Raw genomic sequence first — 15,534 nt, 5'->3', positions numbered from 1 at the left:
CGAGTGAAAGGGAGAAAGCCATTAGTGAACAATAATCCGTTTTTTTCGAAACTGATCTTTGTCACCCAACAATATCTCAATTGCTCTCTTAACATCACCAATGATCTCATTAAGCGAACCGTTTTAAATTTGTCAGAACCATTCACCATTTCAGCAGTCAGGCCATAGTTTGCTCTCTAGCCAGATTCTGTAAGGGCTAACAGGTTTCTGATAACATTACTCTATTCTCAACCTCTAAGTATAAATATGAGTCGTAAGCTGAAATATTTCCAAGCCTTCAATGAACTCGTGACCAACGCGCTTCTTGCTTTGTATTGTTCGATTAAAAACGATGGTGGGTACTGGACAGTAAAAAAAAGAAATGAATATTTGGTGAAGTTCATCAAACCTAAAGTTAAACAGACCCAATTTGCGAACTGTAGAAAAGAAATTAAAACGATGCTGAGTATTGGTCGACATGCCGGCGGCAACCTTGAACAAAGGTTGTGGGAGATGAATGACGTTAATTTGAGCTATCAAGCCCGTTTTTCGCAGGCTGATGAGCTTTACATCATGCTGACCGATATTTTTGAACAACACCAATTTCCCTCTATGCTAGAAAACACGAATGAAGCAATGGAAGTGGATACCCTATATATGACGCAGGAAGAAATCGAAAAAGGATTTGATGCTGAAAATATTCAAATCAAACCACTGGCAATGACCGTGAAAACTCACCGATTAAAAGCTTTGATTGATTCAGTACAAAGCAAAGGCACTTATCGCGTCGAAGTCGATATTGTTGATGAGCATGAAGTGATTCATTTGTTGCTGCATAGGAAGGAATAGTCACTTGATAGATCAACCAAAAATTAGAGAGTTAATCCAAGCTCAGTTAGTAGAGGTAGGCTCTACAATGGCTACACATGACTTAAGCTACGTGATGAAAGTCGTTGAGGAGCTTCTTATTGACGAGACGGTTATACATACGAGAGGAAATATAACCAAAGCCGCAAGGTTCTTGGGAATGAACAGGGGAACATTGAGTGCTAAATATGAGCGGCTTCTGCAATCGAGAAGGGATTTACACCTCAATTCGTCCCGTAAGGAGATGTAGATATGGCTTTTTATAACGTTAAGCTTTCTATTGGTGATGTTATACTCAACGAGTACAGTGGCTATATGAAAGGAATGAAAGGTGTAAAAACGTCGGCGTCTAATGCCGCTCAAAATAATGAATCAATTCTTATTCAGGTATTTGATGTAGCGGGCATTCTTGTTGCCAAAAAAGTTAACGGGTCGTGGGTTAATATCAATACTTGAGATTGTTAGCGACAAGCTTATTGTATGGTCGAAGTTCATAAAAATAGACAGATATTTCTTGGCTACGATAACTTGTCGCCAGCACATACTGACCGTGTTTTTCAAGATCTTGTGCTTTATCCGTTTTCCCCCAAACCTAGTAGCACCAGTATCTAGAACATTGATTTCTACGCTTTCCACCGTTAGCGTGTGTGTATCTTCGTGTAAATAGGAATTTGCACACATGCCCTGCCTATACTCATCGACAATAACGAGTGTGTTTTTGAGACCTGTTAACAGATCTTTTTTGACTTTATAACCTTAAAGACTTATTGTTGGTATTGTTAAATGGTCATTAAGGATTAAGTTATGATAACTGTTCGTCCCATTCTCGCTGACAACTCAACTAGTATTAGCGAGCTGAAAAAAAACCCTATGGCAGTCATTGAACAAGCCGATGGGTTTCCCGTTGCAGTATTGAATCGCAATCAACCTGCATTTTACTGCGTTCCTGCTGATGCTTATGAAATGCTCATGGATAAACTGGAAGATATTGAGCTTACTCAGATAGTTAAAGAGCGTAAACATTCAGAAGAAATAGAGATCAGCATCGATGACTTATAAGTTAGTTTTCAAGGTTGAGGCTGAGAAAGAGTGGTACAAGTTGGATAGCACCATTAGATCTCAGTTTAAAAAGAAGCTGATTGAACGTCTAGAAAATCCATATGTGTCATCGGCAAAGTTAAGCAGCATGCAAGACTGTTACAAGATAAAACTGAGAAGTGCGGGATATCGACTTGTTTATCAGGTGAGAGATCAAGAAGTGATTGTTTCTGTAGTGGCAGTTGGTAAGCGTGAGCGTAATCAAGTTTATAAGATTGCAGCAAAGCGATTGTAGAGAGGGAAAATTCGTTGGTGATCAATAATCCGTCTTTTTCGAAACTGATCTTTGTCACCCAACAATATCTCAATTGCTCTCTTAACATGACCAAGGAGCTCATTAGGCGAACCGTTTTAAATTCGTCAGAACCATTCACCATAGAAGAGTACGTCAAGTTGGTTGAATATCTTGAGAGAAACTAAAGTGAGTCATTCAAAGAGTGTGTCATTTACCTGCTCTTAAGTGAAAGGAGCGTTTTTTCCTAACTTTTGCACTGTGGCCAACACAGTTAAATCTGTCTATTCTACTTCCATCATAGCGGCCAACGCTGCTAGTCTTTCTTTTGGCTCTAACGCTTGGTAGTTTTTAGCCCATCGTTGGGCTTTTCGTTTAATGCGTAGTCGGTCGGTAAAGTTAACCCCTGCATAAGCTGACCAGTGCAAACTATCGGCTTCGTAATTCATCCACAATTTTTCTCGTCTCACACCACCCCGTGTCATCACGTTAAACTCATACGTCCGCCAGTCCGTTAATAGCGAGTCGTATAATTCGGCCGGATACCCTGAAAGCATGATTTTGACCCCGCGTTTAGATAGGAATTTGAATTGGGTTAGTCGTTCAATGTGTTGCTCTATCGTGAGTCCTTTTCGATAGCGTTTGTTTGAGGTTCTCATTTCATGTTAGGTAACAAGTCTCTCGAAACTACATTGAGGCTGATAGAGACGAATACAGTATGTATATTAGCCATTGCTGATGTGGCTTTTTGATATAGGTGAGCTTATCATATATGATAAGCTCACCTAACTATAATAATAAACGTAGGTACACAACGATGAGTTGGAACCTTCAACTTTATGATGGTGTCGAAGAAGCTATTTTAGATAGGCCGCCTAAGGTGCAAGCAAGAATGTTAAAGCTGCTTGAACTTATGGAGGGACATGGGGCAAACCTTGGAGAACCCCACACAAAATCAATGGGTGATGGACTGTTTGAGATTCGAGCGAAAGCTCAAGAGGGTATTGTATTGGTCGTGGCCTGTTCTGTTATTTAGAAGGTAAAAATATCAACGTGCTTCATGCTTTTGTTAAAAAGAGCCAGAAAACACCTAAGAAAGACATAACTTTAGCCAAAGTAAGAATGAAAGAGGTTAAAAAATGAGTAGCTTACAATCTCTAAAGAAAAAAGCGTTATCGAACCCCAAAGTGAAAGCAGAGTATGACGCGCTTGAGCCAGAGTTTAAGTTTATCAATACTCTCCTTTCTATGCGTGAGTCTTCGGGGCTAACCCAGCAAGAAGTAGCAGAGCGCATGGGTACTAAAGAATCTAATGTTTCTAGGCTCGAAAAGGGAACAGGAAACCCCACTATTAAAACATTAATGAAATACGCTAAGGCGTGTGGTTGCCAATTAGACTTTGGCTTCACACACGCTTAGACGTTATATCAAATCTCGGTTCTGTCGCAAACTTTGAGCCTTTAAGTTAAGATTTGCTTAATTTCTATTCATGATACTGATTCTTAATGTTTAAAGGCTGCCACTTTCCCTCTGAAGTTATTCTCGAAACCGTACGTTATTATCTCGCCTATAAACTCAGTTATCGTGAAATTGAAGAGATACAATTAGAGCGCGGAGTCGTTGTGGATCACGCTACTATTAATCGTTGGGTTATCAAATTTACACCAGTATTGGAGCATAGAGGGAGGCGTAGAAAGAAGCCGGTGTCTGACTCGTGGCGTATGGGTGAAGCAGAAAACACGTCAAGCACTAGGTTGGAAGTCAATGGAAGGAGCCTTGGCAAGTTTGCATGGACGAGAAGTGTGGACGATGTATAAACAAGAGCAGATAGATGTTGAAGGTCAGATGGCCTTTGAGAGATTCTACGCACTCGTAATATAATTGTATCTGTAGAGTTGGTCTGTCACGCCTCTAACTAGATTTGCGACAAAACCGCTAACAAATAAGGATTAAAGTGTTGCGCAGCCAACCCTAAATCCCTAGTGTTGAACAAGCCCGAAGCCACTTTATTAAGTAAAGAGGGGCATTGCGCCTTGAACTGGTCTATTCACGCTGGGCACCAAGTCAATGACTTTCCATACCTGTAGTTATTCATGAGTTGCTAATTTAGCAAAATCACTGACACAGAAATATCCAAAAACGTCACAATCTGAATTTTAACACATGGCATTTTCTAGCTCGAAAATGCCACAAAGCAAGCTAGAGTAAATACTATTTCATTGGATCTAGTAGCTTCGGAGGCTTTCCCTTCGCGAGAATGAGGAATCTAATCCATGCTTCAATTTCAGATTTTGTTCTTAGTTTATTCTCTCTTTGCCAAACTTCCTTAGTGCTCGGTACGACTATCTTTTAGTCGCTACCATCTGTCCGCTTGCCGACAGTTTTGAGGTGATTCATTAAGCTTTTTATAAATAAGTCTACTATTTGATCTACATCATATTTCAAACACTTATGTATAGCGTAGCATAAATGCTTATAAGTTATGAATATAGCAAGCATCGAATGGTAAAGACATATATTTCGATGACGCAGATGTTCTAGATATAAGAAATAGAGAGACCCGTTAATAGTGAACGACAAACAGCTCAACAATGACTATCCAGAATCAGCAAATTTAATATCAACCACCGATCCTAAAAGCTACATAACTTATGCTAACCAGGAGTTTTGCGATATAGCTGGATATGGTGAAGAAGAACTGATTGCCAACCCTCACAATTTGGTACGCCACAAAGATATGCCAAAAGCGGCATTTAGACAGATGTGGGACTATCTTCAATCTGGCAAAAGCTGGATGGGACTAGTAAAAAATCAATGTAAGGGAGAAAAGCACTATTGGGTATCTGCTTTCGTCACCCCTATCAAAGGTGTAGATGGCTCTACAATTGAGTATCAATCTGTTCGAACTAAGCCTACCGAAGCGCAGACCGATCGAGCAACCAAGCTCTATCAAAAAATAAATACTGGCGCTTATAAAGTTAAGCCAAGAGTCGCGTTTCACAATATTGCAGCTGCCTTTAGTACCATTCTCGCTCTTATTTCTATAGCATCAGCGACGATACAACCGACCATTCCTGCCTTATCGATAGCGCTTATCAGTACGATTTTAATGTCACTGGTGTTTATACAGAGACACCGCTTCAACATCGCTAAAGAGTTGGCAAAGTCGATCTATGACAACCCCCTGATGGAAATGCTATACGCAGATCACTTTGATGATTACTCGCGCCTTGAATTAGCACTAATGATGAAAAGTGCTGAACTTCGCGCGGTCTGTGCCAGAGCAACAGAAACTTCAGGTGATATCTTACTTTCTGCTGAAGACGAGCTCGGCACCATTCAATCCGTAGGACAAAGCCTCGACCGCCAATGCCATGAAACTGAACAAGTAGCTACTGCTATTGAAGAACTTAGCCATTCGATTGATGATGTGGCCAAATCAGCGGGCAATGCCTCCAAACTAGCTGAGGAAGCAGATAATGAATCAAAAGAAGGACTTCGAAGTATTAAGAGCACAATTAATGAGATCAACTCATTAACCCATGAACTGGCACAGACTCGTTCTATCATCACCCAACTTGCACAAGACAGCCAACAAATTGAAACGATTCTTAAGCTAATTACAACTATTTCAGAGCAAACCAATCTTCTTGCTCTAAATGCTGCAATTGAGGCAGCCCGTGCTGGTGAAGCTGGTCGTGGTTTCGCAGTTGTTGCCGATGAGGTACGGAACCTAGCTTCGAAAACAGGCGAGTCTGCGAATGAAATTCACTCTATGATTGCACAGCTTCAGCAAACAGCAAACCGTGCCGTTAATTCAATGGAGAAAGGTGGTGAGTTGTCAGTTCGATGCAAAGAGCAAGCAAATGAGAGTGGTAATGTCTTACAAGCTATTTCTGATAAGCTAAACATGGTTTCAGACAGTAGCATGCAAATCGCCACAGCGGTTGACCAACAAGCGATAGTAACTCAGGAAGTAAATCGTAACGTTTCAAACATCAAAGCACTAGCAAACGAAACTTCAGCGACCTCTCAAACATCAATCGAACGCACGGGCGTATTGGTTGATCGAATAAAAGCATTACAACGTTTGATGAAGCAATTTCAGTAAGTCTTAACTAAGCAAGAGCTGCAACTACCGCATGTCAGAGCGTTGTAGAGCTTTTCGTTGGCTGCTTTTAGCCATTGTTCATCGCTGGGCTAGTAACTTTATGGACATTGCTCACAATCATTTAATAACTGTTCAGTTAATCTTTATAATTTAAAGTGAACATGTACACTTGTGTATCAATATCTTTAAGTTCACTTTAAGGTTCATTCCATGAAAATTGGTTATGCTCGTGTTAGCACCCAAGACCAAACGCTCGATGTTCAACTTGAACAACTTAAACGTCTTGGTTGTGAAAAAATTTACCAAGAGCAAGCGAGCGGTAAATCCTCTGATAGAGAACAGCTTAACCTGTTGCTGGATTTTGCAAGGGAGGGAGATGTTATTCATGTTACCAAAGTCGACCGCATTGCTCGAAATACCATCGATGCTTTGCAAATTGCCGATCAACTAGCGCAAAAGAAAGCGGGTTTGGTGTTTCATGACTTGGGGGATTTAGATATCAATAGCGATGTAGGTCGAGTTATTTACACGACCATATCGGCGTTTGCTGAAATGGAAAGAAAACGAATCTTACAGCGCTGTAATGAGGGAAGGGAGCGTGCACGCTCTGAAGGTAGGCACCTCGGGCGATTTCCTGATAAGAGTCTTCATCAACGCATTCAAGACCTTACAGAGCAAGGTATGAATAAACATGCGATCAGTAAAAAGTTAGAATGCAGTCGAACTACTGTTTATAAAGTTCTAGAAGGTGTAAAGATAAATGATTGACACCTGTTACGTTACGGGTTACATTGTAAAGGTTGCAAATACCGACCTCTATGTGAACTGCGTAGGCAAAATATATTCAATAGCTAGGTACGAGTTCTTTGATAACAAAAAAAATTAAAAAGGAATATCAAATGGATATCATTAGCTTAATGAAAATATTTAACAACTGCCTATGGAGGATCTCATTTTGGCTATCAAAAATTTTTCGCATAAAGGGCTTAAGCAATTTTACTATGACGGAAACGAAAGTGGCTTAAACCCAAATCACATCGATAGCATTGCGTTTATACTGGATGCTGTCGATGCTTCACACCACCCTAAAGATCTGAAAGCAATTTATAGAGATAAATTTTCTGAAAAGAAAGGTTCTGGTAAAGGGGTTTACAGTATAAAAGTTAATGGAAATTGGCGAATAACTTTTCAAATACAAGATGAAGGCGCTGAATTTCTTGATTATATCGATTATCACGGGAAAAAAATAAAAGCCCGATAGCTGCCTAATAAAAGATTAGGTTACGGGTCACGATATATGTGACCTTAGTCTATCTCGTTACATACAAGGTAGGCTTTAGGAGAGTAGAAATGAGAATGACGAGAAAACCATCACATCCAGGTAAGTTTTTTAAACACACTATTTTGGATGAAAGAGGAATATCAATTACCGGAGCAGCAGTGAACTTAGGTGTAACAAGAAAAGCACTAAGTGAATTTGTTAACGGTAAAGCCAAATGCTCACATGCAATGGCTAGACGCCTAGCAGAAACGACCGGAACTGGCGTTGGCATTTGGATTATGATGCAAGCTAAATTAGATACTTGGGAAGCTGAAAGCATGGAAATAGAAACACCAATTATCCCATTTAAAACACAAGCTTAATTGTTAATGAGAAAAATATAAAGAACACCAAATAGTAAAAGTAGAATCCCAATAAAAACGGCTCTCAATAAGGAGTCGTTTTTGTGTTTAATGCACAATATGTTATAGCCAACTTTTGAGTGGTTTTTGCACACTTCCTTTCTCTAATAGCTACGAGATCGCAAAAATCACTCACTTTCTTCTTCTAAATCCCTCTGAAGGACGGCATCTTGGCCGATTTCCTAATAAGACGCTTCATACGCGTACTCAAGAGCTTGCAGACCGAGGAATGAACAAGCATGCGATCAGTAAAGAGTTAGAGTGCAGTAGGACTACGGTCTATAAGGTTTTAGGAAAAAATATCTCTCTTTAGAATCGCGAATAAAGCTGTTCTTTAAATGAGTAAAGAGCTGACTGACGTTGCTTCGTTCTGTCGGCTTCATACTGACTCTACATGCAAGCATATAGCAGCCAGCACGAACCTACCCTTGATAAAATAAATAAATTTTCAGAATTTTAATTTAATTATTGTTGCAATGATTAAGAGGCAGAGAGAATGAAAAAAGCAATAATGAGCCAAGTTCAGAAAGAGGTCTTAAGATGTTTGGCCAAGGCGTTCATCAAAGGAGTAAAATAAGGTAAGTCAACCGTCATCAACCTGGCCGTCAATCAAGTGCTTGGGAGAGATATTCACCCGAACAACTTCCGAGTTTCATGTAAAGCTCTTGAAGAGTGTGGACTGGTCATGCGCAAAAAAGTGGAGCTAGATTGGTACATCAATATAACGCCAGAGGGGTTTGATAAGGCACTCACCTGGCTTGATTAAACGATGCTTCTGAAACTCATTTTTGGACAAAAGTTTGTCAGTGATTTTGCTAAATTAGCTTTTCACGGATTACTTTGGGTATTGTAAAACCTCTAGCCTTTTGGCCAAATTCACTTATCCACTACAGGCTTAAAAACACCTCAACAAAGTAAATGAAATTAACAGTAGCCCCTTTAGTCGAGGGTTCTACTAAAGATGATTAACCTAACATTGCCAATATAACTCAATCCTTGGTATTATTATGTATTATCGGAAGCCAAGATGGTGTCAGCCGTACAGTCTATCTGTTGGTGTTGGGGTTCGATTCCCCTCTGGCCTGATGTTTTCATATTCGGCTTTAGAGCTTTCAATTTTTCAAGTATTTCACCGTCTACTAAAATGTAGTCAAGTGATGATGCCTCAGATAAAGAATTGACATCTAAGCCACTAGCTCCCCTTAAGTCAGCTCGATTTAATCGCGCCCCTTTAAATTTAATGTTTTTCATTTCTGAGTCTGTAAATGTAGCACCTGTAAGATCTGCATTTCTGAAATCTGCTCCAGTCAAATTGCAATTTATGAATGATGCACCTTTCGCTTTACAATCCCTAATAACTATTTTCCTGATATCACAATCTACCCACGAACACGCTTTCAAATTACTATTATTGAAGAAAGATGATTTCATGCAAACTTGATTGAACTTAAGTGCATTCATAACACCGTCCTGTAGCTGCATTCCTATCAAGCGTGACCCTTGAGAGAACTCAATATCCTTTATTTGGCAGCCATTAATTCTCAACTCCGACACATTAAACTCACTGACACCGCTGCGCACTAGTCGTTTGATATTACCAACTTTTCTCAAGTTAACCTCTGGCATGTCTAGAGCAGCATAGTCAGAAAGCTCTTCTTCCATTCTTTCTATTTCTTCACGTTTTCGTCGCTCTTGTTTTTCATTAACCTCTCTTGAAATACGAAGCCTGTCCAAACTAAAAACCAATACACCAAACATGATAAAATCAAGTAGGAAACCATGAGCCTCAACTAAGAAGTTTTCCCAAAAGTCTCGGTTGTATAGGCCTAGGACTGTGTTTGGCATAATAGTAGTACTTACAGCTGGCCAGTATGCGGTAATCCCAACTATGAATATAGCTGTAATCCCCCCAATCAACACCATCGTAATGATTGGGTGCTTTTGACTTAGCTGAAGTATTTTTTTAATCGACATGCCAATGTTACCTAGTTATTTTAAGTGTCGAATATCATAATCTGACATACATTAAAAATCACTAATGATTACCAGTTATTCAATAGGACACAACAGCGGCTTAGAGTTTCTGCGCCAAACGTATGGTTAGGATAAGTTGAGGAAGATGAAGTAGACGACTTTGTTGTTCGAGAACAATGGCTGCCTAACGCAGCCACAAGAATGATAATGCCTATTGACTTGAGAAAGGCTCATATGTGTTAAGTTTTATTCTCCGTACCACTCTGAAGTATCGACAGAGAGTTCTTCAGCCTCGACGGTAAAGTCTTCGGGATTTTCTACATGTGATTTCATATCAAGAGTGAACGGGTAACTCTCTTCCATGGTGCAGATATCATTTTTGGGACCATACTCTTGAGTTACATATACGTTACCCTTGGCTCTCATTCGAATGTAGCGATCATCAATACCCAAGCACTCAATCTCTTCCACCTCGGTATATTCCACATAAACATGATTTGCTAAGATAGATAAACTATCAGGGATAGCTGATACTGCTGTGGAAATAACAGCATCGTGAACTTTGCTTTCCACCGCATCAATTACGATTATCTCAATATCTTCTAGTTGGCTCAAAGAGCTAACTGCTAACCCAACAACATATTTGGCATCTTGGAAGAATTTCTTAGGGCAAGCTGTAAAATACTTTTCACTAATATGGGTATATTTATTAAAAAAGCGGAACTCAGATAAGAACTCCTCTATCGACTCATTTAAAATGTCCAAGTCGTCTTTTAAATATTCGTCAGATATATTTCTCTGGGCACAATATTTTAGTTGCTGCCGACGAGTCACTGGATGAACAGTACTTTCAACTTCATACCATGTCGTTTTCTTAACCTGATTCGGCGGCGCTTTACGTTTGATTACGTGTAGTACCAACTCTCTCATCGAAAAAGCAAAGTTATGAAACCTCAGAGGATTACCGTGGGATGCATAATTTCGTAGGCTTGAAACATATAACTGTTTTTCAAAATCAGTTTCTAACAAAGACTCTAAGTCTTTCATGAAATCTAACGATAATAATTTTTTTAACTTCATACTTACTCTATAAAACTTAGCGCTGCGATATGCGGCAAATTTGGTTCGCAGCGGAAAATTTGTCCGACAATAGCGCCTTGCTATGCCAATTTGCGATACTTATCATTTTTTAGGCTTTTCAAACACCATCTTACCAATCCACCAAATTGACTGCCCAACATTGGAAATCAATTGTTGCCCCTGCCTTAAAAACGAATTTTCGCGGTCAATTCCAGCAAGATCTAAGGCATCTCCGATCTTTGAACTTGTCGGGTGTGCATCACCAACTCGCATATCATAAGCACCTACAATTGGCCCAAAGACTTTACGAGCAGTATCATCACCCACTTTCTGGGATAGTATGTCTTGCAGTAGTTTGTTTGAGCCAAGTTTGTCCTTATTCGCATGCGTTGATAACGCACGCAACTCTTTGACATTAAGCCGATCAGAGAAAACGCGTACAATTTCTTTTGCTAGCCTCAGCAATGACGCCTGATCTTTACTTTCGAATCTAGATATTTTCTTTAAGGCTTCGATACGGTCTACATCATGTGAGAAAAGAGAAACATTAAACTCTTGTTTAAACCCATTCTCAAGCATGCTCATTACTTCGAAAAGTAACTCCTCTACTGCATGTGTGGGTGCTGGTTGAGCTTTTACTTGAGAATCTAACAACTCACTGGCAACCTTACCCTCTGGGACTACATTATGGGCTGCCCATAAATGCTGCTCCCATGAGGAGAGACGAGCGATGTCAAAAGCATATACTGTAATGAAATCCTCTGAGTTTACTCCAAAATGGATCCTATAACCGGAAGTTGAATGAATAGAACCTGTGTCGGCTGTATACCATTCAAGTGAGAAGCCTCGAAGTCCCAATAGTTCAGTTACAACACTTGAACGAAACCATAGCCATCTTCCAACGTCTTCATTGTTTAACTCCGATGACGCGAGGCGTGTACTATCAGTTTCAACTATGAATTGAGGTAGGTTCGTATCTGCGTCCCCTCTAACGCGCTTACTTGTACCTTGGTGAGCAATCCACTCATCTCGCCAAAATTCGCCTTCCACACGTACACCAACATAACCGGACCTGTTTCCTTCAGCTTTTTCATAATCAGTATTGTCGTTTGTTTCTGACCCCATTACAGGAGCGTCTTCCTCTTCATCTACATCTGTACGCCAAGTACGAAACATTGCCCAACTACCACCAAAGACATCATTCAAATTGCGAACAAGCAGCTCATATCGGCCGCCATCTCTCTCTTCTTGATGGTCTTCCATGCCGGTGTATTCGCTATTTTCAAGTGTTAGTACGTTTTCCACTCTTTGCCGATAGTACGATAGCTTTAGAGACAAGTTTCTAGCCGCTAAATAGTCCAGAAGAAACTCTCTCTTTATTTCGATCTGGCGCTGATCTCCTTTGTCATCGAGAATCTCCCGAGCTACGATTACAAAGTTTTCTTCTGGTCTTACCCAGTTATTTCCCTCTTTTATAAGTCGAAGCGCTACAACCAAGTCAGGATTTAATATCCATAAGGTTCCTCCAACCACAGGTTGTGGATGCTCAAAAACGAGGTGAATTCCGATTGGTTCTTTGTCATTCCATTGGTACTGTTCAATTGTAGAATAATATCCATCTTCGTAGGCGTATGGTTGGGGAGTACACCCAATACCAATATCACTCCAACTAATTTTCTCTGCTATTTCTCTGTGCTCTGGAGTAAATGCTACAGAACCACAACCAAAGTACTCGCTAACATGCCCAGTATACTTACAATCTCCTTTTTCATCCTTAATGGATGCTCTTAAAGGGACCCAAGTTGATTTTGAAAAAGTCCGGCGTGTTTCTTTCTTTTGAAGAATCCAATCTTGATTCATTAATCGTCATTTCCTTTGGATAATTTCGAGTTGAAGCCTTAACTCTAACGCGTCTGTTAAGTGCGACCTATGCATAATTTACTTAAGAAGTTCCGTTAGCCTTTCATATGATTCACCCAATTTCTCAACAAGTGACGGATAAATTTCCATGAGGCCGGAGTTTGCACCAAGATCAAGGCGCTCAATTACAAAATCTAACTTTTCTTGTTCACTCTCTTTTGATCCAATATGAGAGTAAACTACGCGCAAATCATAGAGAATGTAGAAAGGAGACATCAGAGCAAATATATCCACATCAGAACAGCTAAGTTCAATCACTTTTTGCAGTCGTTTGATACTGCCAAGGTTTTTGGGATCTCCACCTAATTTCGAAATTACATCACCCAATGCTTTGTTATCAAATGACTCAAGATATATCTTATTAAGAGTGTCCGCTACGTGTCGTCGTTCTTTTTCTGTATCCACGACAGGTGTGTTAAAAGACACTGAAAGATCAAACACCTCACTGTCTAGATGAGCTATTTTTATACCAAACTTGTTGAAGCACGCTTCAAGAAATATTGAGCGACTTTTAAACAACGCACCTTCTTTGGATAGGTCAGTAAAAATACATTCTATTTGCCCATCGTAAAATTCAGAACCTATGGAATGATCTGACTCGATGTTTTCAGAACGTAGATAATATTGTTCAGCATCTGGAAGGCGAGCAATATCACCTAGCCACATAACGACCTTACCATTTTTATTAATGCCAAATGGCATTGAAAAATCATCGCCACTCAGTATCTCTCCATATGTAGTAGAAGCAAAACTCAATCGATAAGTTGGCGAAGAATCGTATTTTAAAAGAACTTCTTTATTAAAAAATACTGGTGTAAGAAAACCTTCATCCCAGGGCCGCTTTAGTCCGGGTATATATTTATAATCGTCTGAATCGTAAATGAATGGAACAACACCAAAACCGAAATCTTGGTTTGTTTTATTACGTGTAACCGTCACATTGTTACTAGACTTTTTAAATGCCTGCTCATGCAAATGGATCACTGAGAACCTAGAATCATCAGGGAAGAAGCTTTTATCACATGATCCGCAGTGCAGCATCGGAAGCCCCTTAATTTCTATGTCCACGCCTGTAACCAACTCATGGAAATCAGCAAAAACAAGATCTAAATGACCTTGGCATTCATCACAATAAAGTCTCTGAACTTGTCCTTGTTCTGGAAAGAAATCGGTAATTTTCAAACTCACCCCTTAAGTACTTAACAGGGTATTAAACAGATACCTATTTAACACACCGCAACCCATATTATTTATTGGAAGCATAGCATATCAATATCCCTTTTAATCAATAACTTACATTACATAGATGATAATAATCATTCAGATTTGCGCTGTAAAAAGCGAGCATTACGCGTCAAACAGATCGCTTATGCATTCAGAATAAAAAAATATTCATTATTTCATATAGTTAAAATCATAATTGAGATAAACATGTCATCGCGTGTACGGTTATCTCTGTGAGGTTACAAACTTCCTTACAAATCGTTTTTCCTGTTAATATACAACATAATTCGAATGAGAATCGGATTAGGTAAAGTTAGCCATTTGTAATCCATTTCGGTTTGTTGATATTTTTTACTGAAAGACAGTGGTCGGGTAGACGACACTTGTTACCAAGTGCCGTCCCCCTAAGAACCCAGCGTGCAACTTTCACTGCACTAGGCTCAAGCCTTCACGAAGGCATCGTTTGATACCCAGCAACTTATAAAGCAGCGAGAGTAGGCTCCTTCCAAGAGTTGCGAGCTTGCCTTTTTGACTTTCTCTTAGCCAAGTATTCTTGGTGTTGAGGGTCATATGGTGTCGCTGCACTTCGGATTTTTACATGTCTCTCGATCGGTACTTTGGCTATTTGGAAGAGATTGAACTGGCAATCCATATCCATGATCTTCTGCCAACCATGAAAATGCCATTGGCCTTTTCGGTTGACGAAGTATTTAAGGGCCACCCAAGTTTTGGATTTTGTCGGATGACGCCTCACTGCCCAGTACCATAATGCAAGAAATAGCTTATGACCTACATATCCGAATACCTGTTTAGCCACGCAATGGCGATAATAATTAGCCCAACCCCTTAATTTCGGATTTATCAGTTTGATAAGATCGTTTACAGAGGTTGTTGCATGCTTTTTGATGAGTTCGCGCAGATTGCTCAAGAACAGCAATGTGTTAGATTTACTCGGTTTAATGAGCAATTTCCCTTTGTACTTTCTGTGATTGAACCCTAGAAAGTTAAAGCCGTTATCGATGTGTGTAATGTGCGTTTTCTCTTCGGATAATGTTAAGCCTCTTTCCGCTAAAAATTCAGCGATCAACGGTTTGATATCGTTCTCCAACACTTCCTTTGAAGCGCAGGTGACGACGAAATCGTCGGCGTATCCAATGAAATTGGCTCTACTACCCTTTTTGAGGGCCGTAGACTTAATATGCTGCTCAAGTCCAGCAAGAGTCATTAGCATCAAGGTTGGTGATATTATCCCACCTTGCGGTGTTCCCTCATCGGTGCGATAAAACAGACCTTTGTCCATAAAGCCAGATTTTAGCCATTGTTCCAACATTCTCTTATCAATAACGATGTTATCAAGAAGCCATTGA

General features: G+C 39.9%; 17 protein-coding genes and 3 pseudogenes. 14 read left to right on the top strand and 6 right to left on the bottom strand.

Annotation, left to right across the window (positions count from 1 at the left end):
* Positions 1-246 precede the first annotated feature (246 nt).
* The 5 genes from AB4623_RS05630 (at position 247) to AB4623_RS05610 (ending at position 2,179) form a co-directional block, all read left to right on the top strand.
* Entirely contained in the window at positions 247-828 is a 582-nt protein-coding gene (locus AB4623_RS05630; RefSeq protein ID WP_372145932.1) for a DUF2913 family protein, read from the top strand.
* Between the two features lie 67 nt (positions 829-895).
* Complete coding sequence (locus AB4623_RS05625) at positions 896-1,096, top strand: helix-turn-helix domain-containing protein (RefSeq protein WP_102535125.1); 201 nt, start codon at positions 896-898, stop codon at positions 1,094-1,096.
* A gap of 2 nt (positions 1,097-1,098) precedes the next feature.
* Positions 1,099-1,302, top strand: a complete 204-nt coding sequence (locus AB4623_RS05620) for a hypothetical protein (protein ID WP_017100241.1) — start codon at positions 1,099-1,101, stop codon at positions 1,300-1,302.
* 351 nt (positions 1,303-1,653) lie between these two features.
* Positions 1,654-1,905: a type II toxin-antitoxin system Phd/YefM family antitoxin gene (locus AB4623_RS05615; RefSeq protein WP_372145941.1), complete on the top strand. Its 252-nt coding sequence runs from the start codon at positions 1,654-1,656 to the stop codon at positions 1,903-1,905.
* Positions 1,895-2,179, top strand: coding sequence for a type II toxin-antitoxin system RelE/ParE family toxin (locus tag AB4623_RS05610; RefSeq protein WP_017100239.1), 285 nt, complete (start codon positions 1,895-1,897; stop codon positions 2,177-2,179). The genes AB4623_RS05615 and AB4623_RS05610 overlap by 11 nt, the downstream gene beginning before the upstream one ends.
* Before the next feature lie 281 nt (positions 2,180-2,460).
* Here AB4623_RS05610 and AB4623_RS05605 read toward each other — a convergent pair whose 3' ends face one another.
* Positions 2,461-2,664, bottom strand: coding sequence for a hypothetical protein (locus AB4623_RS05605; RefSeq protein ID WP_372145930.1), 204 nt, complete (start codon positions 2,662-2,664; stop codon positions 2,461-2,463).
* Between the two features lie 329 nt (positions 2,665-2,993).
* Between AB4623_RS05605 and AB4623_RS05600 the strand changes: the two are divergent.
* The 9 genes and pseudogenes from AB4623_RS05600 to AB4623_RS05560 all read left to right on the top strand — a co-directional run bounded on the left by AB4623_RS05600 (position 2,994) and on the right by AB4623_RS05560 (position 8,735).
* Positions 2,994-3,319: pseudogene (locus AB4623_RS05600) on the top strand (type II toxin-antitoxin system RelE/ParE family toxin).
* Complete coding sequence (locus AB4623_RS05595; RefSeq protein WP_017102026.1) at positions 3,316-3,594, top strand: helix-turn-helix domain-containing protein; 279 nt, start codon at positions 3,316-3,318, stop codon at positions 3,592-3,594. Before AB4623_RS05600 ends, AB4623_RS05595 begins: the two are co-directional and overlap by 4 nt.
* 306 nt (positions 3,595-3,900) lie before the next feature.
* A complete protein-coding gene (locus tag AB4623_RS05590) occupies positions 3,901-4,056 on the top strand; it encodes a hypothetical protein (RefSeq protein WP_158007051.1) in 156 nt (51 codons plus the stop codon).
* Positions 4,057-4,744: 688 nt separating this feature from the next.
* Entirely contained in the window at positions 4,745-6,286 is a 1,542-nt protein-coding gene (locus AB4623_RS05585) for a PAS domain-containing methyl-accepting chemotaxis protein (protein ID WP_017100280.1), read from the top strand.
* Between the two features lie 210 nt (positions 6,287-6,496).
* Positions 6,497-7,054, top strand: a complete 558-nt coding sequence (locus AB4623_RS05580; protein WP_069591726.1) for a recombinase family protein — start codon at positions 6,497-6,499, stop codon at positions 7,052-7,054.
* 187 nt (positions 7,055-7,241) lie between these two features.
* Positions 7,242-7,547 carry a type II toxin-antitoxin system RelE/ParE family toxin gene (locus tag AB4623_RS05575; RefSeq protein ID WP_029225531.1) on the top strand — a complete coding sequence of 102 codons (306 nt, stop codon included), beginning with the start codon at positions 7,242-7,244 and terminating at the stop codon, positions 7,545-7,547.
* An 89-nt stretch (positions 7,548-7,636) separates the two neighbouring features.
* Positions 7,637-7,930: a HigA family addiction module antitoxin gene (locus tag AB4623_RS05570; RefSeq protein ID WP_372145928.1), complete on the top strand. Its 294-nt coding sequence runs from the start codon at positions 7,637-7,639 to the stop codon at positions 7,928-7,930.
* A 193-nt stretch (positions 7,931-8,123) separates the two neighbouring features.
* Positions 8,124-8,282: pseudogene (locus AB4623_RS05565) on the top strand (helix-turn-helix domain-containing protein); the annotation flags it as partial.
* A gap of 183 nt (positions 8,283-8,465) precedes the next feature.
* Positions 8,466-8,735 (top strand): annotated as a pseudogene (locus tag AB4623_RS05560) (hypothetical protein).
* Positions 8,736-8,974: 239 nt separating this feature from the next.
* On the opposite strand, the gene AB4623_RS05555 reads toward AB4623_RS05560, so the two are convergent.
* From AB4623_RS05555 to AB4623_RS05535, 5 genes are all read right to left on the bottom strand, one after another.
* Positions 8,975-9,943 carry a pentapeptide repeat-containing protein gene (locus AB4623_RS05555; RefSeq protein WP_372145926.1) on the bottom strand — a complete coding sequence of 323 codons (969 nt, stop codon included), beginning with the start codon at positions 9,941-9,943 and terminating at the stop codon, positions 8,975-8,977.
* Between the two features lie 246 nt (positions 9,944-10,189).
* Positions 10,190-11,023 carry a hypothetical protein gene (locus AB4623_RS05550; RefSeq protein WP_372145924.1) on the bottom strand — a complete coding sequence of 278 codons (834 nt, stop codon included), beginning with the start codon at positions 11,021-11,023 and terminating at the stop codon, positions 10,190-10,192.
* Between the two features lie 102 nt (positions 11,024-11,125).
* Positions 11,126-12,883 carry a hypothetical protein gene (locus tag AB4623_RS05545; RefSeq protein WP_372145923.1) on the bottom strand — a complete coding sequence of 586 codons (1,758 nt, stop codon included), beginning with the start codon at positions 12,881-12,883 and terminating at the stop codon, positions 11,126-11,128.
* A gap of 78 nt (positions 12,884-12,961) precedes the next feature.
* Positions 12,962-14,125: a hypothetical protein gene (locus tag AB4623_RS05540; RefSeq protein WP_372145922.1), complete on the bottom strand. Its 1,164-nt coding sequence runs from the start codon at positions 14,123-14,125 to the stop codon at positions 12,962-12,964.
* A 520-nt stretch (positions 14,126-14,645) separates the two neighbouring features.
* On the bottom strand, positions 14,646-15,534 hold an 889-nt coding region (locus tag AB4623_RS05535; protein ID WP_372145920.1), incomplete at its 5' end, for a group II intron maturase-specific domain-containing protein.

Source organism: Vibrio sp. 10N.222.52.C12 (genome assembly GCF_041474215.1).
GTDB classification, from domain to species: domain Bacteria; phylum Pseudomonadota; class Gammaproteobacteria; order Enterobacterales; family Vibrionaceae; genus Vibrio; species Vibrio crassostreae_C.
The sequence above is the reverse complement of the archived record's forward strand: the minus strand, read 5'-3'. Positions and strand labels throughout refer to the sequence as shown.